This is a genomic window from Terrabacter sp. NPDC000476 (assembly GCF_040300125.1).
GTDB lineage: Bacteria > Actinomycetota > Actinomycetes > Actinomycetales > Dermatophilaceae > Terrabacter.
The window spans coordinates 849,302-870,593 of sequence record NZ_JBEPDF010000001.1 but is presented as its reverse complement, the minus strand read 5'-3'; the positions used below and the strand labels follow the sequence as shown (position 1 = coordinate 870,593).

The window sequence follows — 21,292 nt, the reverse complement described above, 5'->3', positions numbered from 1 at the left end:
AGAACCGCTGAGGGCGCTCAGCGCACCTCGACGACGTGCTCGCCGCGGGGCACGATCTCGCCGACGACGGGCGCGCCCGGCACCTCGCCCACGACGAGCAGCCCACCGCTCGTCTGCGCGTCCGCGAGCAGCACCAGCTCCTCCTCGTCGAGCGAGGCGCGCAGGTGCGGTCGCACCCAGTCGAGGTTGCGCCGGCTGCCGCCGGGCACGAAGCCGTCGCGCAGCGACTGGCGGGCGCCGTCGATGTAGGGCACGGCCGCGGCGTCCACGACGGCCGTGACGCCCGAGGCGCGCGCCATCTTGTAGAGGTGGCCGAGCAGGCCGAAGCCGGTGACGTCGGTGGCAGCCCGGACGCCGGCCTCGAGGGCCGCCGCGCAGGCCCGGTCGTTGAGCGCCACCATCGAGGCGACCGCCTCCTCGAAGACCTCGCCGGTCGCCTTGTGCCGGTTGTTGAGCACGCCGACGCCGAGCGGCTTGGTCAGGCTGATGGGCAGACCGGCCACGGCGGCATCGTTGCGCAGCAAGCGATCCGGGTCGGCCACACCGGTGACGGCCATGCCGTACTTCGGCTCTGGGTCGTCGATGCTGTGCCCGCCCGCCACGGGGCACTGCGCCTGGCGGGCGACGTCGAGGCCGCCGCGCAGCACCTCGGAGGCGAGCTCCAGCGGCAGCACGTCGCGCGGCCACCCGAGCAGGTTGACCGCGAGCACCGGGCGCCCGCCCATGGCGTAGACGTCCGACAGGGCGTTGGCCGCCGCGATGCGCCCCCAGTCGTACGCGTCGTCGACGACCGGCGTGAAGAAGTCGGCCGTGGCGAGCACGGCCACGCCCCCGTCGATGCGCACCGCCGCGGCGTCGTCGCCGTCGTCGAGGCCCACGAGCAGCTCGGGAGACGGCACGCCGACGAGGCCGCGCACCATGGCCTCGAGCTCACCGGCGGGGATCTTGCACGCGCAGCCGCCACCGTGCGCGAACTGCGTGAGTCGCGGGGCCGCCCCGCGGGCCGTCGTCGTCGTGTCCATGCGGCGACTGTATGCCGAGCGCCTGACGGGTGGGACGGCGCGGCTACGGGGCGGGCGGGCGCAGCCGGCGGGCGGCCACTGGGTACGGTGGCGCGTGGAGGTGTCAGGGTTCCTGGTGGTCCCCCCGGTCTTCAAAACCGGTGAGACCGAGCATCTCGGTCTGGCGGGTTCGATTCCCGTCCACCTCCGCCAATCGCACCCGAACGACCCGCCCGAGGAGGTGGCCCGGCGTGGCCGAGGACGACCCGCGTCGCCGCATCCCGCGCACCGACCGGCTGCTCGGGACGCCGGCCCTCGCGGACGCCGTCGCCCGCCTGGGTGAGGCCACCGTCAAGCACGCCGTCACGAGCGCGCAGGCCCGGGCCCGCGCCGGCGAGATCGCGCCCGAGGACGTCGCCCGCGTCGCCGAGGCCGGCCTGCCCGGTCGCGCCACGAGCCTGCGGCCCCTGCTCAACGCCACCGGGGTCGTCGTGCACACGAACATCGGCCGGGCGCCGCTCTCCGCGGCGGCGGTCGAGGCGCTGGTGGCGGCATCCGGCTACGTGGACGTCGAGTACGACACGGGCACCGGCGAGCGCGCCCGCCGGGGGCGCGGCACCCTCGCTGCCCTGCGCGCGGCCGTCCCCGCGGCCGGTGACGCCCTCGTGGTCAACAACGGCGCGGCGGCGCTCGTGCTCGCGACGACGGCGCTGGCCGCCGGTCGCGAGGTGGTCGTCAGCCGCGGCGAGATGGTCGAGATCGGTGACGGCTTCAGGCTGCCCGACCTCATCGCCAGCACCGGCGCGCGGCTGCGCGAGGTCGGCACGACGAACCGGACGACGGCGCGGGACTACGCCGACGCCGTGGGACCGGACACCGGCTGCATCCTCAAGGTGCACCCGAGCAACTTCCGCGTCGAGGGCTTCACGTCGGCCGCCGAGGTGTCCGAGCTCGTCGGGCTCGGGGTGCCGCTCGTCGTCGACATCGGCAGCGGGCTGCTCGCCCCGGACCCGCTGCTGCCCGACGAGCCGGATGCCGCCACGGCCCTCGGGCGCGGCGCCACCCTCGTCACGGCGAGCGGCGACAAGCTGCTCGGTGGCCCGCAGGCCGGTCTCGTGCTCGGTGAGGCCGCAGTCGTGGAACGGCTGCGCCGTCACCCGCTCGCCCGCGCCCTGCGCGTCGACAAGCTGACGCTCGCCGCGCTCGAGGCGACGGTGCGTGGCCCGCGTGCTCCCGTGACGGCATACCTGCACGTGGACGCCGACGCGGTGCGCGCCCGCACCGAGCGCCTCGCCGACCGGCTCGGCGTGCGCGTCGTGCCGGTCGTCGGCGCGGTCGGCGGCGGCGGCGCGCCGGGTCTCGAGCTGCCGGGGTGCGCGCTCGAGCTGCCCGAGGGGTGCGCCGTGCGGTTGCGTCGGGGCGACCCGGGCGTCGTCGCCCGCCTCGAGGGTGGGCGCTGCCTCGTCGACCTGCGCTGCGTGCCGCCGCACGAGGACGAGCTGCTGGCCGGCGCCCTGGCGCAGGCGCTCTCCGACGGCCTGCGGGCCGCCGACGGGGGCGGCTGAGCCGTGCACGTCGTCGCGACCGCCGGGCACGTCGACCACGGCAAGTCGGCGCTCGTGCGCGCCCTCACCGGCATCGAGCCGGACCGCTGGGAGGAGGAGCACCGGCGGGGGATGACGATCGACCTCGGCTACGCGTGGACGACGCTGCCGTCCGGGGCCGAGCTGGCCTTCGTCGACGTGCCCGGCCACCAGCGCTTCCTCGGCAACATGCTCGCCGGCCTCGGCCCCGCACCGGCCGTGCTCGTGGTCGTCGCCGCGGACGAGGGCTGGCGCGAGCAGTCCACGGAGCACCTCGCGGCGATCGACGCGCTCGGGCTGCGCCACGGCCTGCTCGTCGTGACCCGCAGCGATCTCGCCGACCCGGGACCGGCGGCCGCCGACGCCCGCGCGCGGGTGGCGCGCTCGAGCCTCGGCGACGTCGAGGTCGTGACCACCTCGGCCCGCACGGGGGCGGGGCTCGACCGGCTGCGGGAGGTGCTCGACCGGCTCGTGGCCGACCTCCCGGCACCGGACACCGCCGCACGCGTGCGGCTCTGGGTCGACCGGTCGTTCACGATCCGGGGAGCCGGCACCGTCGTCACGGGCACCCTCTCGGAGGGCACGATCACGACCGGCGACGAGCTGCAGGTGGGTGGCCAGGTCGTGCGGGTGCGCGGGCTGCAGTCGCTGGAGCAGCCCAGGGATGCCGTGCCCGCCGTCGCGCGCGTGGCCGTCAACCTGCGCGGCGTCGGCCCCGACGCCGTCGGCCGGGGCACGGCCCTGCTGACGCCCGGCGCCTGGCCGCTCACCTCGAGCGTCGACGTGCGCCTCCTCGGCAGCGTCGCCACCGACCTGCCCGGCCGCCTCCTGCTGCACGTCGGCACGACCGCCGTCGAGGTCGGCGTGCGCCCGCTCGGTGGTGACGCCGCGCGGCTGGCCCTGACGCGGCCGCTGCCGCTGCGGGCCGGTGACCGCGGCATCCTGCGCGACCCGGGGCCGCGCCGGATGGCGGGTGGCGTCCTCGTCGTCGACACCGACCCGCCCGCGCTGACGCGGCGCGGCGCGGCCGTGCGGCGGGGCGAGCGGCTCGCGACCGAGACGGGTCGGCTCGACCTCGCCCGCGAGGTCGGGCGCCGGGGCGCGATGCGGCGCACGGATGCCGTGGCCCTCGGCATCCGTCTCGACGGTGCCGTCGCGCCGCCCGTGCGGGAGGTGGGGGACTGGCTCGTCGACCCCGCCTGCTGGCAGGGGTGGGCGTCCGCGCTCCGGGCCGGCCTCGAGGCGCGCGCCGTGGCCGACCCGCTCGACCCGGCGCTGTCGCTCGAGGCCGCCCGGTCGGCGGCGGGGCTGCCCGACCGGGCGCTCGTCGCGGCGGTGGCGACGGGTGCCGGTCTCGAGGTCGACGGGGGCCGGGTGTGGCTGCCCGGGGTGCGGGCCTCGCTCGGGCCGGTCGCGGAGGGCGGCCTGCGCGCCGTCGAGGCCCGGCTGCGCGAGCACCCGTTCGCCGCGCCCGAGAAGGGCGAGCTCGCCCAGGCCTCCCTGGGCGCCCGGGAGGTGGCGGCGGCCGTCGCCGCCGGGCGACTGCTGCGGCTCGCCGACGACGTGCTCCTGCTGCCCTCGGGGCCCGCACAGGCCATGCGCGTGCTCGCCGGGCTGCCGCAGCCGTTCACGACGAGCGAGGCGCGCCAGGCGCTCGCCACGACCCGCCGGGTCGCCATCCCGCTGCTCGAGCACCTCGACGCGCGCGGCTGGACCCGTCGCACCGACGGGTCGCACCGCGAGGTGCGACGGTGAGGGCCGCTGCGTGACTCGATGCCGATAAACCGTCGTTTTAGGTAAAGAAAGGACAAGTCGGACCTGCCGGACCCGACGCGGTGCTATTTCTGTTCCTGCAGCCCCCCAGCCGCACCCCCACACCGGTTCGCGCCGACGCACCGGTGGCTACCAGCAGGGAGATGAGCATGAGCGCAGTGCCCCAGGGTGACGACACCGGTGCCACGATCGGGATGACGCTGAGCGAGCGTGCCGTCGTGCTCCAGCGCCTCGTCGAGGCGTGCACGACCCGCACCGTGGCCCCCATCGGCATGCACGAGCCGGCCTGGGTGCTCCAGGGCGCGCACTGAGCCGACGGGAACCGCCGGCCCCGGACCGGGGCGGTCTCAGAGCTGCCGGCTGCTCCGCACCGTCGAGGCGTCGATCTTGAGCAGGCCGCCCTCCTCGACGAAGCGGTAGGTCGTGCGCTCCTCGAAGCGCCGCCCGTCGCGGAACGCGTAGCGGATGGTCGCCTGCGCCGTGCCCGGGGCGGACCCCGCGGCCTGCCGCACGTCGACGGATCGCACCGAGCCCCAGAAGGACTCGTACGTGGCGCGGTCGCGCGCCGTCGTCGAACGGTAGCGGTCGCTGAGGCGTGACCACCCGGCCTCCGTGTCGCCGGGCAGCAGGGCGTAGTAGTCGCGCACCGCGCCCGCGAGGTCGGAGTCCGACGTGAGCGTGCCCCCGGCATCCGTGCTCGACGGCGCGGACGGGGTCGGCTCGTCCGAGGTGCCGGCCGTCCCCGACGGGGTGGCGGGCGAGGTGGTCGGAGCCGTCACCGGTGGTGCCGTCGACGTCGCGACCGAGGGCGTGCGCGACGGCGTCGCCGGGGTCGTCGCGGCGGGCGCGCTCGAGGTCGGGGCGGCTCCGCCGGCCCTCGACGGGCCGGCGCCGGGGTCGTCGCCACCCAGGAGCGAGTAGCCGAGCACGCCGAGGCCGCCGGCCACGAGGACGGCGAGGACCGCCATCGGCGTCCGCCGCCGGCGCCGCGGCGCACTGCCGGACGACGTGCCACCGGACGGGGCAGCACCGGACGGAGCAGCACCGGACGAGGCAGCAGCGGACGGGGTGCCGCCGGACGGCGTGGCCACCGGCAGCGCGCGGGTGGCGCCGACGGCGGGCGTGACCTGCTGCGGTCGCGTCACGTCTGCCGCTCGCGTCACCGCGACGGTCTCGGTGGCGGCGCCGGCCGGGGTCGACGCGCCGGCCGATGGTGCGGCTCCGGCCGCCACGGCCGCGAGCTCGCGCGCCGCCTGCTGCATCGACGGGCGGTCCTCGGGGGCGGCGGCGAGCATCCGCAGGAGCACCGGGGCGAGCGGACCGTCGGTCGGGGCGGTGATGGCGCCGGAGGCGACCCGGTGCAGCAGCGCCATGGCGTTGGCGGCCGTGCCGAAGGGCGGCTCGCCCTCGGTGGCGGCATACACCGTCGCGCCGAGCGAGAAGACGTCGGAGGCCGGGCTCGACGACGCGCCGCGCGCCACCTCCGGGGCGAGGTAGGCGGGGGTGCCGGTCACCATGCCCGTCGAGGTGAGCGAGGCGTCACCGAGCGCGTGCGAGATGCCGAAGTCGGTGATCCGGGCCGTGCCGTCCTCGGCGATGAGCACGTTCCCGGGCTTGACGTCGCGGTGCACGATGTCGGCGCGGTGGGCCGCGGCGAGGGCCGACGCGACCTGGCTGCCGATGCGGGCCGCCTCCGTCGGAGCGAGGGGGCCCTCGTCGGCCAGCAGCTGCTGCAGGCTGCGGGAGGGGAGGTACTGCATCACGAGGCACGGGCGCCCGTCGTGGTCGACGACGTCGAACACCGGCACGGCGTTGGGGTGGTGCAGGCGCGCCGTGATCCGGGCCTCGCGCATGGCCCGCTCGTGGGCGACCTGGGCCTCCGCCTCGGGCAGGCCGGCGAGGGAGTGCAGCTGCTTGACCGCGACGGCGCGGCTCAGCCGATCGTCCCAGGCGTGCCACACGTGGCCCATGCCGCCGGAGCCGATGCGACCCAGCAGCCGGTACCGTCCGGCGATGACCTGCGCGGGGTCGGTGCCCATCGGTCGCACTCCCTTCGGTCCCCGAGTCGGATCGCGGGGCCGTCTGCCCGCACGAGCGTCCATCCTGCCACCGCCGAACGGCGCCGGACGCCATGGCCCCGTACCCCCCTGGACCCCGCCCGGCGGTGTGGATCGCCGCGGTGATCGTGGTGTGACGGGCCACCGCGAGGGTATGCGTGGGGCATGGCCACGACACCGGACCCCTCCCGCGAAGCGGCTCCCGACAGCCCGACCGACCTGCCCAGGGAATCGCTCGTCGCCGTGCTGAAGCGTGCCCGGGGCGAGTTCAAGCGTGACAACCTGACCGATCTCGCGGCGTCGCTCACGTACTACGGCGTGCTGTCGCTCGCACCGGCGCTCGTCGTGCTCGTCTCGGCCCTCGGCCTGCTCGGGCGCGACGCGACGGCCGAGGTCGTCGACCAGGTGCAGGCCGTGGCACCCGGCTCGAGCGCCGACTTCGTGCGCACGCTCGTGACCCAGGCCCAGTCGAACCGCACCGGCGCCGGGCTGGGAGCCGTCCTCGGGCTGCTCGTGGCGCTCTGGTCGGCCTCCGGCTACGTCTCGGCCTTCATGCGGGCCTCCAACGTCATCTACGACATCCCCGAGGGGCGGCCGATCTGGAAGACCATCCCGATCCGGATCGGGGTCACCGTGCTGGCGGTGGTCGTCATGGTCGTGAGCGCCGTCATCGTCGTCGTGAGCGGCCCGGTGGCCCAGCAGGTCGGCGGGCTCGTCGGCGCCGGCGACACCACGCTGCTCGTGTGGGGCGTGCTCAAGTGGCCCGTGCTGCTCGTGCTCGTCTCGGTGCTCTTCGCCGTGCTCTTCTGGGCGAGCCCCAACGCCAAGCAGGGCGGTGTGCGCTGGGTGAGCCCGGGCGGCGTCATCGCCGTGCTGCTGTGGCTCGTGGTGTCGGCGGTCTTCGCCGTCTACGTGGCGAACTTCTCGTCCTACGACAAGACGTACGGGTCGCTCGCCGGCGTCGTCGTCTTCCTCGTGTGGCTCTGGCTGACCAACATCGCCATCCTGCTGGGGGCCGAGGTCAACGCGGAGCTCGACCGCAGCCGGGCCATCGCCGAGGGGGTGCCCGAGGACCTCGAGCCCTTCGCAGAGCCCCGCGACACCCGGGCCATGGACGAGGCCGACCGCCGGGCGGCCGAGGTGGCCGCCGAACGGCGCTCCGACTGACCGCCCCCGGAGCCCACGCGGCAGACCCCGCCCCCACGACCGACCGGACGCGACCCCTCTGCCATGACCTCGCCACGCACGCCCACACCCGCACCCACCTCGGCCCCCGCCGCGGAGCCCGCCCCGCCGCCGACCTCCCCGGCGCTGCGCCGGTGCCGCGACGACACCCGCACGCGGCTCGTCGCCCTGCGCACGGCGGCCGCGCGGCCGGGGCCCGAGCGCGACGCCGTCATGCTGCTCGTCAAGGCGGCCGTCGCCACGGTGCTCGCCTGGCAGTTCGCCACGCGGGTGCTGCACAGCCCGGTGCCCTTCTACGCGCCGATGGCGGCGCTGCTCGTCGTCGACCGCACGCTCGTGCGCTCGCTGTCGGCGAGCGTGCAGCGCATCGCCGCCGTGGTGCTCGGCCTCAGCGTCGCGTGGGTGGTCGCGACCTACGTCGGCGTCACGTGGTGGACGGTCGCCCCGGTGCTGCTCGTCGCGCTCGTCATCGGCCGGTGGTCGCGCCTCGGCGACCACGGCATCCAGGTGCCGACGATGGTCCTGCTCGCGCTCATCACCGCCAAGGGCACCGACGAGCAGTTCACCGCGCTGACCATCGTCGAGACGGTGGCGGGCGGGGTGATCGGTGTCGCCGTGAACGCGGTCGTCCTCGCGCCGCTGCACCTCACGCAGCCCCGCCAACGCGTGCGGGCGCTGACGCGCCAGGCCGCCGAGCTGCTCGAGGCCATGGCGGAGGGCCTCGCCGGCGACTGGGACGAGGAGCTCGCCGGCCGGTGGCACCGGTCCGCCGACGAGATCGCCGAGCGCGCCCCGCTCGTGCTCGACGACGTGCGCACGGGTCGGGAGAGCACCCGCTTCAACCCGCGCGACAACCTCCGGCCGGCCGACGTCGACTGGGACGGCTACGAGCGCACCGTGACCGCCGTGCGCTGCACGGTCTGGCACGTCACGGGCATCGGGCGCACGCTCGTCGACGCCGCGCGGGAGGCGCACCGGCGGCCGGCCCCGTCACCGGACTTCCTGGCGCGCTACGCCGAGGCGCTCGGGTCGATGGCGCTCGCCGTGCACCAGCTCGGTCGCCACGACGACGACTCCCGCCGGGCCTTCCGGGACGCGGTCGCCGACGCGCTCGAGGTGCTCGGCGAGCTGGGCGAGCAGGTGCGAGCGACGCCGTTCGACGACACCGAGCAGTGGACCGTCTACGGCGCCCTCCTCAGCGACTCGGTGCGGGCCGTGCACGAGCTCGAGCTCGCGGGGGAGTCGGCCGTGGTGCCCACCGACACCGCCCCCGTGCGCCTCCCACCCACGTCGTCGGCGCTGTGGGGCCGCGTGCGCCGGCTCCGGTGGTCCCGCCGTTCGGCCGGGACGCAGGACCGCGGTCCCGGCTGAGGTCGGCGCGGCCGGCGGCCGGTCCCCGTCTCAGGGACGGAGGGCGTCCTTGAGGTTGACGACGAGGATCAGCACCGCCGCCCCGACGAGGGTCCAGTACGTCACGGGCTGCCAGCTGCCCGCGAACGCCACCGCGAGCGCGACGAGGCCGATGACGACGGCGACGCGCACGGCATACGCGAGGAAGTAGCCGCGGGTGAACGCCTCGACGCCGAGCAGCGCCGCGAGCAGCACGACCGCCCCGAGCGGTCGGTCGGTCATCTGCGGCTTGAAGAAGCCGGCGACGAGGTAGAGCACGATCGGGGTGCTGACGACGGCCCACGCGCCGAGCAGGCGGTCGCGCGAGCGCTCGCTCGCCCCGATCGGGGTGCGCCGGTGGGAGAGGTGCGCGTGGGGCGACGGCGTGGGCAGCCCGTCGCGGAGCACGCGCTCCATCCGCGCGCGCTCGTCGCGCAGCCGCACGGCGTCGAGCCGCAGGGTCGTCAGCTCGTCCTCCGCGGGCCGCAGCCGGCGCACGTCGGGGCTTTCGGGCCCGAGGCCGGCCGCGCGCGTGGCGAGGTCGCGCGCGAGCTCGTCGGATCGCGAGGCCATGTCGGACAGCTGGGCGTCGATGTCGCCGATGCGTTCGGCGACGAGCGTCGCCTCGGCGTCGGGGCCGGGCGCGACCTTGGCCAGGGCGGCCCACCCGACGGGGTCGCCCCACGAGGCGCGCACCGTGGCCGAGCGTTCGTAGCGCGGGCCGGCCGGGCCGCGCTCACCACCGAGGCGGTCCTTCGTGTCGTGGCCCCAGAGGCCCCGGTAGTCGCGGACCCACGGGGTGTCGTCGTCGATGACGACGGGGTGCCACTCCCGGCCGGTGCCGGGCCCGATCGCCGCACCGTCGCCGCGCGCGTAGTCGATGTAGGGGATGCCGAGCCCGCTGCCCTGAGCGGCCCGGCCCCACGGCGCGATGAGCTTGGCGGCGCGCCGTGCGGCCGGGATGATCCCGCCCCACGAGGGCGGCACCACGGTGATGAGGTAGTCGCCGGGCAGGTAGGCCCCGGAGTGCGATCCGGCTCCCGCGTGGACCACGGGGTGCCGCCCCGCCACCCGCTCGAGGTCCGGGTCGTCCCAGCGCCGTCGCAGGTCGTCGCCGGTCTCGTCGTGCGCGCTGAAGACGACCCACCGCGCCGGCGGCAGGCCGTCGTCCTCGACCGCTCCGGTGCCGTCGAGGAAGACCGTCACCTGCTCCCAGTCGCCCTCGTGCTCGTTGACCCCAGAGAAGCCGGAGCGCCAGTTGTTGAACGCGTAGAAGAACCAGTACTGGCAGACCACCCAGGCGTCACCGCGCACGACGCGGCCGTAGTACGTGGGCTGCTCGGGGTGCAGGTGCGCCTCCTGCACCGCGTAGGCGGCCGCCGCGCTGCCACCCGGCACCGAGCCGCGCAGCAGCAGGGAGATGCGGCTCAGGGTGTCGACCATGCGCCCGAGGAGGCCGACCTGCGCGAGCCGGCTGCCGGCGTGGAAGCTCGGCCGGGCGCCGGGCAGGAGCTGGCGCAGGCGGTCGACCCACGTGCTCGGCCCGGCGATGCCCGACAGCGACAGGCCGGGCCCGTCGTGCTGCGCCCCGAGCACGGCGAGCAGGTCGAGGTCGAGGGCGCCGGGACTCGCGAGCACGGAGGTCGTGCCCGCCTCGTCGCGCACGAGGCTCGCGTGCGCGACGAAGGCGTCGACGGCGACCGGCACGAAGTACTCGCCCTTCGTGAGGCGCACGACCGGCTCGTGCGCCCGAAGCAGGGTGAGGTCGTCAGGTCCGGCACGATCCACGCGTCGCCTCCGATGCGCCCCGGGGCGGCGCCGGGTCGCGCCGCGTCCTGCTCGCGAGTCTGTCACCGCACCCGTGGGGCCGTCAGGGCCTTCGGCCACGCCGACGGCTCGCGACCGCCCGTGTCCCGGCCCGGCGCAGACGTCCGTCGTGGTTAGGTGAGGACATGCGCGTGACTCACCTCGGACATGCCTGCCTGCTCGTCGAGCTCGCCGACCGCCGTGTCCTCGTCGACCCCGGCTCCTTCTCGGCGGGCTTCGAGCAGCTGCGCGAGCTCGACGCGGTGCTCGTCACCCACAACCACGCCGACCACTTCGACCCGGAGCGGGTGGCGGCGCTACTGCGCGACAACCCGCGGGCGAGCGTGCACACCGACCCGTTGACGGCCGAGAAGCTGCGGGCCGAGGGGCTGGACGCGGTGCCGACCCGCCACGGCGAGGACTTCGCGGTCGGTGACGTCACGGTGTCGCCGGTCGGCGAGCTCCACGCCTTCAACCACCCCGACATGCCGCGCATCCCGAACGTCGGGGTCGTGCTCCGGGCCGAGGGGGAGCCCTCGATCTTCCACCCCGGCGACGCGTACGACGGCGAGCCGGGGGCGGTCGACGTGCTCGCCCACCCGCTGAGCGCCCCATGGGCCGCGAGCCGCGACTCGATCGCCTTCGTCTGCCGGATCGCCCCCAGGGTCTTCATCCCGATCCACGACGCCCTGCTGAGCGAGGTGGGGCACCGCATGTATGCCGGCCACGTCGAGCAGTTCTCCGGCGTGGACGGGCTGACCTACGTGCCCCTGCGCGACGCGGAGTCGGCGACGTTCTGACGTCCCGGGCATCGGCGAGGTCAACGGCGTGAGCGGGGGAGACATGACGAAGATGACGGATCTGCCTGCGCCGCAGGGTGTTCCGGCCGATGGTCCGGCCATCGCGGTGCGTGGGCTCGGCAAGCGCTTCGGCGAGGTCATCGCCGTCAAGGGCATCGACCTCGACGTCCCGAGGGGGTCGTTCTTCGGCCTCGTGGGGCCGAACGGTGCCGGCAAGACGACGACGCTCTCGATGGTCACCGGCCTGCTGCGACCCGACGCGGGCCAGGCGTTCGTGCTGGGCCACGACGTGTGGGCCGACCCCCTCGCCGCCAAGCGGTTGCTCGGCGTGCTGCCCGACGGCCTCAAGCTCTTCGACCGCCTCACCGGCATCCAGCTCATCACGTATGCCGGCCTGCTGCGCGGTCTCTCGCGTGACCTCGCCGCCGAGCGGGCCGCCGAGCTCGTGGCGGCCCTCGGCCTCACGGAGGCGCAGGGCAAGCTCGTCGTCGACTACTCGGCGGGCATGACGAAGAAGGTGACGCTCGCGACGGCGCTCGTCCACGCGCCGCGCGTGCTCGTCCTCGACGAGCCCTTCGAGGCGGTCGACCCGGTCTCCGCCGCGACGATCCGGCGCATCCTCGCGGGCTTCGTCGACTCCGGGGGCACCGTCGTGCTCTCGAGCCACGTCATGGACCTCGTCGAGCGCATCTGCTCGCACGTCGCGGTCATCGCCGACGGTTCCGTGCTCGCGGCCGGCGGGCTCGACGACGTGCGTGCCGGGCGGTCGCTCGAGGAGCGCTTCGTCGACCTCGTCGGTGGCTCGACCGAGGTGGTGGGGCTGTCGTGGTTGCGCACCTCGTCCGACTGAAGCTCGCGCTGCTGCGCAACACCTTCCGGCGCAGCCGGGCCCAGGCCGTCGGGGCCGTCATCGGCATCGTCTACTTCGCCGGCCTCGTCGTCGCCGTGGCGGTCGGCCTCGGCGCCCTGCGCGGGACACCCGACGCCGTGCGGGTCGTCGTGCCCCTCGCCGGGGCGGCCGGGACGGTGCTGTGGGTCGTGGTGCCTCTCCTGTCGTTCGGCTCGGACCCGACCCTCGACCCGGGGCGCTTCGCGACCTTCGCGATCCCGCACCGCGACCTGGCCCTCGGCCTGCTCGCCGCGGCGCTCGTCGGACTGCCCGCCATCGCCTCGGCGGTGCTCTGCCTCGGTGTCGTCGTCGGCTCGTCGCAGACCGTCGCCTCGACGCTGGTAGCGGTGCTCGGGGTCGCGATGGGTCTGCTCACGGCCGTGACGACGAGCCGCTGGGTGTCGGCCCGGATGACCCGGATCATCTCCAGCCGCAAGGGCCGTGATGCCGTCGGCGTCATCGGGCTGCTGCTGCTCGTGCTCGTGGGCCCCGCGTTCTCCCTCTTGGGCAACCTCGGCAGCGACCTCGTGGGGCTCGCGACCACGGCCGCGCGCGTCGTCGCCTGGACGCCGCTCGGGTGGGCCTGGGCCGCCGCGGGTGACGTCGCGGCCGGCGACGTCGGCGCCGGGGTCGTGCGGCTGCTGCTCGCCGCCGCCCTGCTCGCCCTCGTCGGGCGGGCCTGGGCGACGGCCATCCGTGAGCAGGTCGAGAACCCCACCGGGGGAGCGCGGTCCGACGCGTCGGTCTCCACGGGCGCCGACCTCGGGCTCCTCGCGCGCCTGCCCGGCACGCCGCGGGGGGCGGTCGCCGCCCGGGCCCTCACCTCCTGGCGCCGTGACCCGCGCTACCAGGTGAGCCTCGCGATGACGCCGGTGCTCCCGCTGGTGCTGCTGATCCCGTTCGTGACGGGCGACCTCACCTGGGCGCCGCTGCTCATGGCGCCCCTGCTCGCCTTCCTGCTCGGCTGGAGCGAGCACAACGCGGTGGCCTACGAGGGTGATGCCCTCTGGCTGCACCTCGTCGCCGGGCTCTCGGGTCGTGACGACCGCGTGGGGCGGCTCGTGCCGGGCGCCCTGCTCGCCGCGGTGCTGCTGCCGGTCTACGCCGGTGTCGGGGTCGCGCTCGCCGGCCGCTGGGACCTCCTGCCGGCCGTGGTCGGGCTCTCCCTCGGGGTGCTCGGGGCCGGCTTCGGCGTCTCGAGCGTCATGAGCGTCGTGCTGCCCTACCCGGTGCCGGCGTCGGGCGAGAGCCCCTTCAGCGCACCCCCGGGCGCGGCCGGCATCACCCTGGGCGCCCAGTCGCTCGCGAGCCTCTGCACGGCCGTGCTGGCCGCGCCGACCCTCGTGCTCGCCTGGTTCGCCTGGCAGGACGGCGGCGTCTTCGTCTGGCTCACGGGTGCGGTCGGCACCTGCCTGGGAGCGGTCGGCGGTCTCGCGGGCCTGTGGCTCGGCGCACGTCTCTACGACCGCCGCGCGCCCGAGCTGCTGTCCGCTCTCCAGCGCTGACCCGGCCCGGGAACGGGTCCCGGGCCGGGTCAGCGGCCGGACGGCTCAGGCGAGGTCGACCGCGAGGTGTGCGGCGCCGATGATGCCGGCCTGGTTGCGCAGCTGGGCGGGCACGATGGGGCAGCGCAGCCTCAGCTTCGGCAGGAAGTCGTCGCTGTCCTTGGAGATGCCGCCGCCGACGATGATGAGGTCGGGCGAGAAGAGCTTCTCGATCGTGTCGTAGTAGGTCTGCAGGCGCTCGGCGTAGGCGTCCCACGAGAGGTCCTCGGCGTCCTTGACGGACGACGCGGCGCGGTCCTCGGCGTCGTAGCCGTCGATCTCGAGGTGGCCGAGCTCGGAGTTCGGCACGAGGCGCCCGTCGTGGATGAGGGCGCTGCCGATGCCCGTGCCGAGCGTCGTGAGGATGACGAGGCCCTGCACGCCCTTCGCGGCGCCGTAGTAGAGCTCGGCGAGGCCGGCCGCGTCGGCGTCGTTGACGACGGTGACCGAGCGCCCGGTGTGCTCCTGGATGAGCGCCTCGGCATCCGTGTCGATCCACGTCGGGTCGATGTTGGCGGCCGAGAGCACGGTGCCGCGGATGACGACGGCGGGCACGGTGACGCCGATGGGGGAGTCGCCCGTCACGTCGGCGAAGTGGTCGACGATCTGGTCGACGACCTCGGCCACGGCATCCGGGGTGGCCGGCTTCGGCGTCAGGATCTTGAGCCGCTTGCCGGCGAGCTCGCCCTTCTTGAGGTCGACGGGCGCGCCCTTGATGCCGCTGCCGCCGATGTCGATGCCGAGGGGCGTGCCCTGCTTGGCCATGGTCCCTGCTTCCGTGTCGAGGACGTGGTCGATCGTGCTGTCGTGCTGTCGTGCCCGCCGCGATGCCGTCGGTCGTGCCGGCACCGCGGAGCTCGCTGCGCCGCGCGGCGCAGCCGAAGCCTACGGGGCCGCGACACCCTCCGGGAGGGTGAGGATCTCGTAGCCGTCCTCGGTGACGAGGATGGTGTGCTCGAACTGGGCGGAGCGGCGCCCGTCGCGGGTCACGACGGTCCAGCGGTCGTCCCACATGTCCCACTCGGCCGTGCCGAGGTTGAGCATCGGCTCGACGGTGAACGTCATGCCCGGCTCGATGACGGTGTCGTAGTGCGGCGCGGCGTCGTAGTGCGGCACGATGAGCCCGTTGTGGAACTCGAGCCCGATGCCGTGGCCCGTGAAGTCACGCACGACGCCGTAGCCGAAGCGCTTGGCGTAGCTCTCGATGACGCGGCCGACGACGTTGATCTGGCGGCCCGGGCGGGCCGCGCGGATGCCGCGCATCATCGCCTCGTGCGTGCGCTCGACGAGCAGCCGCGACTCCTCGTCGACGTCGCCGACGAGGTAGGTGGCGTCCGTGTCGCCGTGCACGCCGTGGATGTAGGCCGTCACGTCGATGTTGACGATGTCGCCGTCCTCGAGGGGGCGGGCGTCGGGGATGCCGTGGCAGATCACCTCGTTGACGCTGGTGCACACCGACTTCGGGAACGCCTTGTAGCCGAGGGGGGAGGGGTACGCGCCGTGGTCGAGCATGTACTCGTGGGCGATCGCGTCGAGCTCGTCGGTGGTGACCCCCGGCGCGACGGCCTTCGACGCCTCGACCATGGCGGTGGCCGCGATGCGCGAGGCGATCCGCATCTTCTCCACGGTCTCGGCGTCCTTGAGGTGCACGTCGCCGTCCTCGCGCGGGTTAGGCACGTCGACGTAGTGCGGCCGCTCGATCGAGGCGGGCACCAATCGGCGTGGGCTGAGGGGGTGCGGCGACACCCGCGGCGAGAGCAACGGCATACGGTGGAGTCTAGGTCGTCCGCGGGTGCCGTCCGAGAGGGGCGTTCACGACGCGGACCCGGCGACAAGGAGAGCGCACGTGAGCTTCTGGTACAACGTCGACACGGGTCAGGTCGAGACCGACGAGACCCGCAGCAGGGGTGAGCAGGTGCTCGGCCCGTACGCCAGCGAGGCCGAGGCCAGGGCCGCGCTCGACACGGCGCACAAGAAGACCGAGCAGTGGGACTCCGAGGACCGCGACTGGAACGAGCGGGGCTCCGCCGGCAGCGCCACCACCGACTGAGCACCTGTCTGGGCGCCGGCCCGAAGGACCGCCACGACGCTGCATCCGCCACCGCCCTGGGCGTGGCGCGCCGCGGTCGTGGCGGTCCGTCGGAGTGTCCCGGTGCGCCCGCGGGTCAGGAGTCGAAGGAGTGGCTCGCGTCGGGGAAGGCCCCGGACTCGACCTCGGCGGCATACGTGCGCGCGGCGTCGAGGAGCGTGCCGCGCAGGTCGGCGTACTTCTTGACGAAGCGCGGCGCCCTGCCGCTGCGCAGGCCGGCGAAGTCGCTCCACACGAGCACCTGCGCGTCGGTGGCGTTGCCGGCGCCGATGCCGATGGTCGGGATGGCGAGGGCCTCGGTCACGCGCGCGGCCACGGGGGTCGGCACCATCTCGAGCACGACGGCGAAGGCGCCCGCGTCCTGCAGGGCCCGCGCCTCGTCGACGAGCGCGTCGGCGGCGTCGCCGCGTCCCTGCACGCGGTAGCCACCGAGCTGGTGCTCGCTCTGCGGCGTGAAGCCGAGGTGGGCCATGACCGGGATGCCCGCGTCCGTGAGCGCCCGGACGAGCGGCACCATGGGGCGGCCGCCCTCGAGCTTGACGGCGTGGGCGAGGCCCTCCTTCATGAGGCGCACCGCGCTGGTGAAGCCCTGCTCGACCGACGCGCCGTAGGAGCCGAACGGCAGGTCGGCGACGACGAGCGCGCGGCGCGCACTGGTCGCCACGGAACGGACGAGCGGGACCATCTCGTCGAGGGTGACGGGCACGGTCGTCTCGTAACCGAGCACGTTGTTGCCGGCCGAGTCGCCGACGAGCAGCACCGGGATGCCCGCCTCGTCGAAGATCTGGGCGGCGTACATGTCGTATGCCGTGAGCATCGCCCAGCGCCGGCCCTCGGCCTTCATCGCGTGCAGGTGGGGGATGCGCACCCGACGGGGGCTCGGGGCGCCCTCGGGCGTGACCGGCGTGCGGTTCCCGCTGCCGTAGGGGGCGGTTTCCTCGGGGGCGTCAGCGCTCATCCGGCGAGCATAACGGGGGCCCGGATCGTGGGGTGGGGGAGGCGGAAGGGGCGTAAATGCCTTTACGTCCGCTTTGTCTCTGGCAGTACCCCGAATGGACCTCGTACGCCTAGGGCCAGGCCCCGACCTTTACGAAGTTTTTACGTTCTTTGCCGCGAATTGCCTTGGAGCACAACTTTTTTCGATTCGCCTGTGCCTCAGCGTCATATCTCCTGACATCTGTGCTGTCATACGGATGGCGCCGGATGGACGGCGTCTGCGACCAGGAGGACTGATCTTGAACAAGCGTCATTGGAGTGCTGTCTCGGGGTTGGCCGTGGGGGCGCTCGTCGTCACCGGCCTGACCGCCCCGGCACAGGCTCAGGCAACGCCGGTGGCCAAGGCCCCCACGAGCGGAGACCCCGCCGCGAACCAGGCATCCCGGCACGACAACCTGCCGAACCCGCTGGCGGAGGCTGCTGCGACCGAGCGGCAGGACGCCATCACCAAGCTCGTGACCGGTGAGGCCAGCACGCGCACCATCAACGGCAACCGCGTCATCGAGGTGAAGTCGCGGGCCAAGGACAAGAACGGCCGTTCGGTCGCCAAGTCCAAGTACGTGAACTACCCGGTCGACCGCGAGGAGGACATCTTCACGATCCTCACCGACTTCGGCACCCAGACGAAGCCGACGCAGGGCGGCGCGGCGGGCCCGGTGCACAACTCGATCCCGGCGCCCGACCGCAAGTGGGACGGCAACGCGACCGACAACAACTCCACGTACTGGCTCAAGGACTTCAACCGCGACCACTACCTGCAGATGATGTTCGGGGCCACGGACTCGTTCCGCGACTTCTACCTCAAGCAGAGCAACGGCCGCTTCCTCGCCAAGGGCGACGTCTCCGACTGGGTCACCGTGCCCTACAACGAGGCCCGCTACGGCCACAACCCCGTGGACGGCGACGGCACGAGCGAGGCCGACGGCTACTGGAGCTACATCCAGGACACGGCGACCGCGTGGTACGACGCGCAGAAGGCCGCCGGCAAGACCGACGCGCAGATCAAGACCTACCTCGCGCAGTTCGACAAGGTCGACCGCTACGACTACGACGGCGACGGCGACTTCAACGAGCCCGACGGCTACATCGACCACTTCCAGGCGATCCACGCCGGTGAGGGCGAGGAGGCCGGTGGCGGCGCCGAGGGCGAGGACGCCATCTGGTCGCACCGCTGGTACGCCTACTCGAACAACGCCGGCAAGACCGGCCCGTCGAACAACAAGGCCGGTGGTGTGCAGCTCGGCACCTCCGGCATCTGGATCGGTGACTACACCACCGAGCCGGAGAACGGCGGCCTCGGCGTCTTCGCGCACGAGTTCGGCCACGACCTCGGCCTGCCCGACCTCTACGACACCGCCGGTGGCGACAACGGCACCGGCTACTGGACGCTCATGAGCGGCGGCTCGTGGATGAGCAAGAGCAACACCGACATCGGCACCCGCCCGTCCTACATGGGCGCGTGGGAGAAGCTGCAGCTCGGCTGGCTCGACTACGCCGTGGTCAAGCCCGGCCAGAAGAAGAACGTCGACCTGGGCCCGGCCTCGAAGGTCGTGCTCGACAAGAAGAGCACGTGGGAGACCTCCTACGGCGTCAAGCCGCAGGCGACGATCGTTCCCCTGCCCGAGCGCTCCGTGGTCACGAAGCGCAACACGCCGCACTCCGGTGCGGCCGAGTGGTGGAGCGGCTTCGGCGACAACCTCAACTCGACGCTGGCCCGCACCGTGGACCTGAGCGGCGCCACGAGCTCCGCCTCCGTCGACGCCTGGGTCCAGGGCAACCTCGAGAAGGAGTACGACTTCCTCTACGGCGAGGTCTCCACCGACGGTGGTGCCACGTGGACGCAGGTCGGCTCCCCGATCGACGGCAAGTTCGCCTGGGCCACGAAGTCGTGGGACCTCTCGGCCTACAAGGGCCAGTCGGTCCAGTTCCGCTTCCGCGTCTCGACCGACGGCGGCGTCTCGAGCGAGGCCTTCATCGACGACGTCACGGTGACCAAGGACGGCGTGGCCGGCCCGGTCGACGACGTCGAGTCGGGTGCCGGCTCGTGGGTCGCGAAGGGCTTCACGGTCTCCAGCGGCACGACGTCGCGCATGGTGCAGGACTACTACATCGCCGAGAACCGGACCTACACCGGCTACGACGAGACGCTCAAGACCGGCCCGTACAACTTCGGCTGGAGCAACACGCGCCCCGACTGGGTCGAGAAGTTCCCGTACCAGAACGGCCTGCTCGTCTGGTTCTCCAACGGTGAGGTGACGAACAACAACACGTCGGCCCACCCCGGCGCCGGCCTCATCCTGCCGGTCGACGCCCGTCCGAAGGCGATCAAGTTCCCGGGCACCAACGGCGGTTCCGCCGTCCTGCTCGGCAACCGTCGCCAGCCGTTCGACGCGACGTTCGGCCAGGAGCGCACCGACGCGGTGACCTTCCACCGCAACGGCTACGGCGTCTACGTCAAGTCGAGCCCGGCGATCCCGACCTTCGACGACTCCGACCCGCTGCGCTACTGGGACTCCGCGAACCCGATGGGCTCGACGGCAGTGGCCGGCGCCGGCGTGACCATGACGGTCACGAAGACGTCGCACAAGGGCGAGAACATGACGGTTCGCGTCACCAACCCGGCCCCGTGAGGCGCCGGAACGGCTGACACGCTCCACGCACGACGCGCGGGCCCCCGGGGAGAGCATCCCCGGGGGCCCGCGCCCGTACCCGGTGCCCACCCGCGGACCGGCGCGGCCCCCACCCGTGGGTCCGGACGGCATACGTCGGCGGGCGACCCCGTCCGAAACGCGTGTGTCGTGACATGCGCGAAACACCGATGCGGCAGGATCGACACATGAACCGTCAGGAAGAGTTCGTGCTCCGCACGATCGAAGAGCGCGACATCCGATTCGTCCGGCTGTGGTTCACCGACGTGCTCGGGCAGCTGAAGTCCGTGGCCGTCGCCCCGGCCGAGCTCGAGGGCGCCTTCGCCGAGGGCATCGGCTTCGACGGCTCGGCCATCGAGGGCTTCGCCCGCGTCTACGAGGCCGACATGCTCGCCAAACCGGACCCCTCGACGTTCCAGATCCTCCCGTGGCGCGGCGACCCGCCCGGCACCGCCCGGATGTTCTGCGACCTCCAGCTGCCCGACGGCACGCCGAGCTTCGCCGACCCGCGCCACGTGCTCCAGCGCGCGCTGGGCAAGGCCGCCGACCTCGGCTTCACCTTCTACACCCACCCCGAGATCGAGTTCTTCCTGCTCGAGCAGGGCCGAGACCCGCAGGGGCGGCCGATCCCGGTCGACGACGCCGGCTACTTCGACCACGTGCCGCACGGCACCGGGCACGACTTCCGCCGCGCCGCGATCACGATGCTCGAGAACATGGGCATCAGCGTCGAGTTCAGCCACCACGAGGGCGCGCCCGGTCAGAACGAGATCGACCTGCGCTACGCCGACGCGCTGAGCACCGCCGACAACATCCAGACCTTCCGCACGGTCGTCAAGGAGGTCGCCCTGACGCAGGGCATCTACGCGACCTTCATGCCGAAGCCGTTCTCGGAGCACCCGGGCTCCGGCATGCACACGCACCTCTCGCTCTTCGAGGGCGACTCGAACGCCTTCTACGAGGCCGGCGCGCCCTACCAGCTGAGCCGGGTCGGGAGGCAGTTCATCGCCGGCCTGCTGCGCCACGGCGCCGAGATCGCCGCCGTGACGAACCAGTGGGTCAACTCCTACAAGCGCCTCTGGGGCGGGGGAGAGGCTCCTGCCCACCTGACGTGGGGCCACAACAACCGCTCGGCGCTCGTGCGCGTGCCGATGCACAAGCCCAACAAGGGCCAGTCGACGCGCGTCGAGGTGCGCTCGCTCGACGCCGCCTGCAACCCGTACCTCGCCTTCGCGGTGCTGCTCGGCGCCGGGCTCAAGGGCATCGAGGAGGGCTACGAGCTGCCGCCCGAGACCGAGGACGACGTGTGGAGCCTCACCGACGGCGAGCGCCGCGCGATGGGCATCAAGCCGCTGCCCTCCTCGCTCGGGCGTGCCCTCGAGGTGATGGAGGAGAGCGAGCTCGTCGCCGACGTGCTCGGCGAGCACGTCTTCGACTTCTTCCTGCGCAACAAGCGCCAGGAGTGGCTCGACTACCGCCACGAGGTGAGCCGGTTCGAGCTCGAGCGCTACCTGCCGCGGCTCTGACGACGA

The 21,292-nt window shown here is 73.7% G+C and carries 17 protein-coding genes and 1 tRNA gene; 12 read left to right on the top strand and 6 right to left on the bottom strand.

Annotated elements, in window-relative coordinates; translation table 11 throughout:
- Nucleotides 1-17 precede the first annotated feature (17 nt).
- Nucleotides 18-1,022, bottom strand: a complete 1,005-nt coding sequence (gene selD, locus ABT295_RS04030; protein WP_352393120.1) for a selenide, water dikinase SelD — start codon at nt 1,020-1,022, stop codon at nt 18-20.
- A 96-nt stretch (nt 1,023-1,118) separates the two neighbouring features.
- On the opposite strand from selD, the gene ABT295_RS04025 reads away from it, so the two are divergent.
- The 4 genes from ABT295_RS04025 (at nt 1,119) to ABT295_RS04010 (ending at nt 4,668) form a co-directional block, all read left to right on the top strand.
- Nucleotides 1,119-1,214 (top strand) — tRNA-Sec (locus ABT295_RS04025).
- Between the two features lie 38 nt (nt 1,215-1,252).
- Nucleotides 1,253-2,566, top strand: coding sequence for an L-seryl-tRNA(Sec) selenium transferase (gene selA / locus ABT295_RS04020; protein WP_352393119.1), 1,314 nt, complete (start codon nt 1,253-1,255; stop codon nt 2,564-2,566).
- Between the two features lie 3 nt (nt 2,567-2,569).
- On the top strand, nt 2,570-4,339 hold the full coding sequence (gene selB / locus ABT295_RS04015; protein ID WP_352393118.1) for a selenocysteine-specific translation elongation factor: 1,770 nt from the start codon (nt 2,570-2,572) through the stop codon (nt 4,337-4,339).
- Between the two features lie 167 nt (nt 4,340-4,506).
- Complete coding sequence (locus ABT295_RS04010; RefSeq protein WP_352393117.1) at nt 4,507-4,668, top strand: hypothetical protein; 162 nt, start codon at nt 4,507-4,509, stop codon at nt 4,666-4,668.
- Nucleotides 4,669-4,704: 36 nt separating this feature from the next.
- On the opposite strand, the gene ABT295_RS04005 is transcribed toward ABT295_RS04010, so the two are convergent.
- A complete protein-coding gene (locus ABT295_RS04005; protein WP_352393116.1) occupies nt 4,705-6,396 on the bottom strand; it encodes a serine/threonine-protein kinase in 1,692 nt (563 codons plus the stop codon).
- Between the two features lie 183 nt (nt 6,397-6,579).
- On the opposite strand from ABT295_RS04005, the gene ABT295_RS04000 reads away from it, so the two are divergent.
- A complete protein-coding gene (locus ABT295_RS04000; protein ID WP_352393115.1) occupies nt 6,580-7,581 on the top strand; it encodes a YihY/virulence factor BrkB family protein in 1,002 nt (333 codons plus the stop codon).
- A gap of 63 nt (nt 7,582-7,644) precedes the next feature.
- A complete protein-coding gene (locus ABT295_RS03995; protein ID WP_352393114.1) occupies nt 7,645-8,970 on the top strand; it encodes an FUSC family protein in 1,326 nt (441 codons plus the stop codon).
- Nucleotides 8,971-9,000: 30 nt separating this feature from the next.
- Here the strand turns inward: ABT295_RS03995 and ABT295_RS03990 are convergent, their stop codons facing one another.
- Entirely contained in the window at nt 9,001-10,776 is a 1,776-nt protein-coding gene (locus ABT295_RS03990) for a hypothetical protein (RefSeq protein WP_352393113.1), read from the bottom strand.
- Nucleotides 10,777-10,940: 164 nt separating this feature from the next.
- Here ABT295_RS03990 and ABT295_RS03985 point away from each other — a divergent pair, with 164 nt between their 5' ends.
- The 3 genes from ABT295_RS03985 to ABT295_RS03975 are packed head-to-tail and all read left to right on the top strand — an operon-like array spanning nt 10,941 to nt 13,988.
- Complete coding sequence (locus ABT295_RS03985) at nt 10,941-11,594, top strand: MBL fold metallo-hydrolase (protein WP_352393112.1); 654 nt, start codon at nt 10,941-10,943, stop codon at nt 11,592-11,594.
- A gap of 43 nt (nt 11,595-11,637) precedes the next feature.
- Nucleotides 11,638-12,444 (top strand): ABC transporter ATP-binding protein, encoded by an 807-nt coding sequence (locus tag ABT295_RS03980; protein WP_352394687.1) that lies wholly within the window; start codon nt 11,638-11,640, stop codon nt 12,442-12,444.
- Nucleotides 12,420-13,988, top strand: a complete 1,569-nt coding sequence (locus tag ABT295_RS03975; RefSeq protein WP_352393111.1) for a hypothetical protein — start codon at nt 12,420-12,422, stop codon at nt 13,986-13,988. The genes ABT295_RS03980 and ABT295_RS03975 overlap by 25 nt, the downstream gene beginning before the upstream one ends.
- 45 nt (nt 13,989-14,033) lie before the next feature.
- On the opposite strand, the gene ppgK is transcribed toward ABT295_RS03975, so the two are convergent.
- Both ppgK and map read right to left on the bottom strand, forming a co-directional pair.
- On the bottom strand, nt 14,034-14,792 hold the full coding sequence (ppgK, locus tag ABT295_RS03970; protein ID WP_352393110.1) for a polyphosphate--glucose phosphotransferase: 759 nt from the start codon (nt 14,790-14,792) through the stop codon (nt 14,034-14,036).
- A 120-nt stretch (nt 14,793-14,912) separates the two neighbouring features.
- A complete protein-coding gene (map, locus tag ABT295_RS03965) occupies nt 14,913-15,794 on the bottom strand; it encodes a type I methionyl aminopeptidase (protein ID WP_352393109.1) in 882 nt (293 codons plus the stop codon).
- 79 nt (nt 15,795-15,873) lie between these two features.
- Here map and ABT295_RS03960 point away from each other — a divergent pair, with 79 nt between their 5' ends.
- Nucleotides 15,874-16,077, top strand: coding sequence for a methionine aminopeptidase (locus tag ABT295_RS03960; RefSeq protein ID WP_352393108.1), 204 nt, complete (start codon nt 15,874-15,876; stop codon nt 16,075-16,077).
- A 115-nt stretch (nt 16,078-16,192) separates the two neighbouring features.
- Here the strand turns inward: ABT295_RS03960 and panB are convergent, their stop codons facing one another.
- Nucleotides 16,193-17,074, bottom strand: a complete 882-nt coding sequence (gene panB, locus ABT295_RS03955) for a 3-methyl-2-oxobutanoate hydroxymethyltransferase (RefSeq protein ID WP_352393107.1) — start codon at nt 17,072-17,074, stop codon at nt 16,193-16,195.
- Nucleotides 17,075-17,351: 277 nt separating this feature from the next.
- Here panB and ABT295_RS03950 point away from each other — a divergent pair, with 277 nt between their 5' ends.
- Entirely contained in the window at nt 17,352-19,742 is a 2,391-nt protein-coding gene (locus ABT295_RS03950; protein ID WP_352393106.1) for an immune inhibitor A domain-containing protein, read from the top strand.
- A 206-nt stretch (nt 19,743-19,948) separates the two neighbouring features.
- Nucleotides 19,949-21,286, top strand: coding sequence for a glutamine synthetase family protein (locus ABT295_RS03945; protein ID WP_352393105.1), 1,338 nt, complete (start codon nt 19,949-19,951; stop codon nt 21,284-21,286).
- Nucleotides 21,287-21,292: the final 6 nt, after the last annotated feature.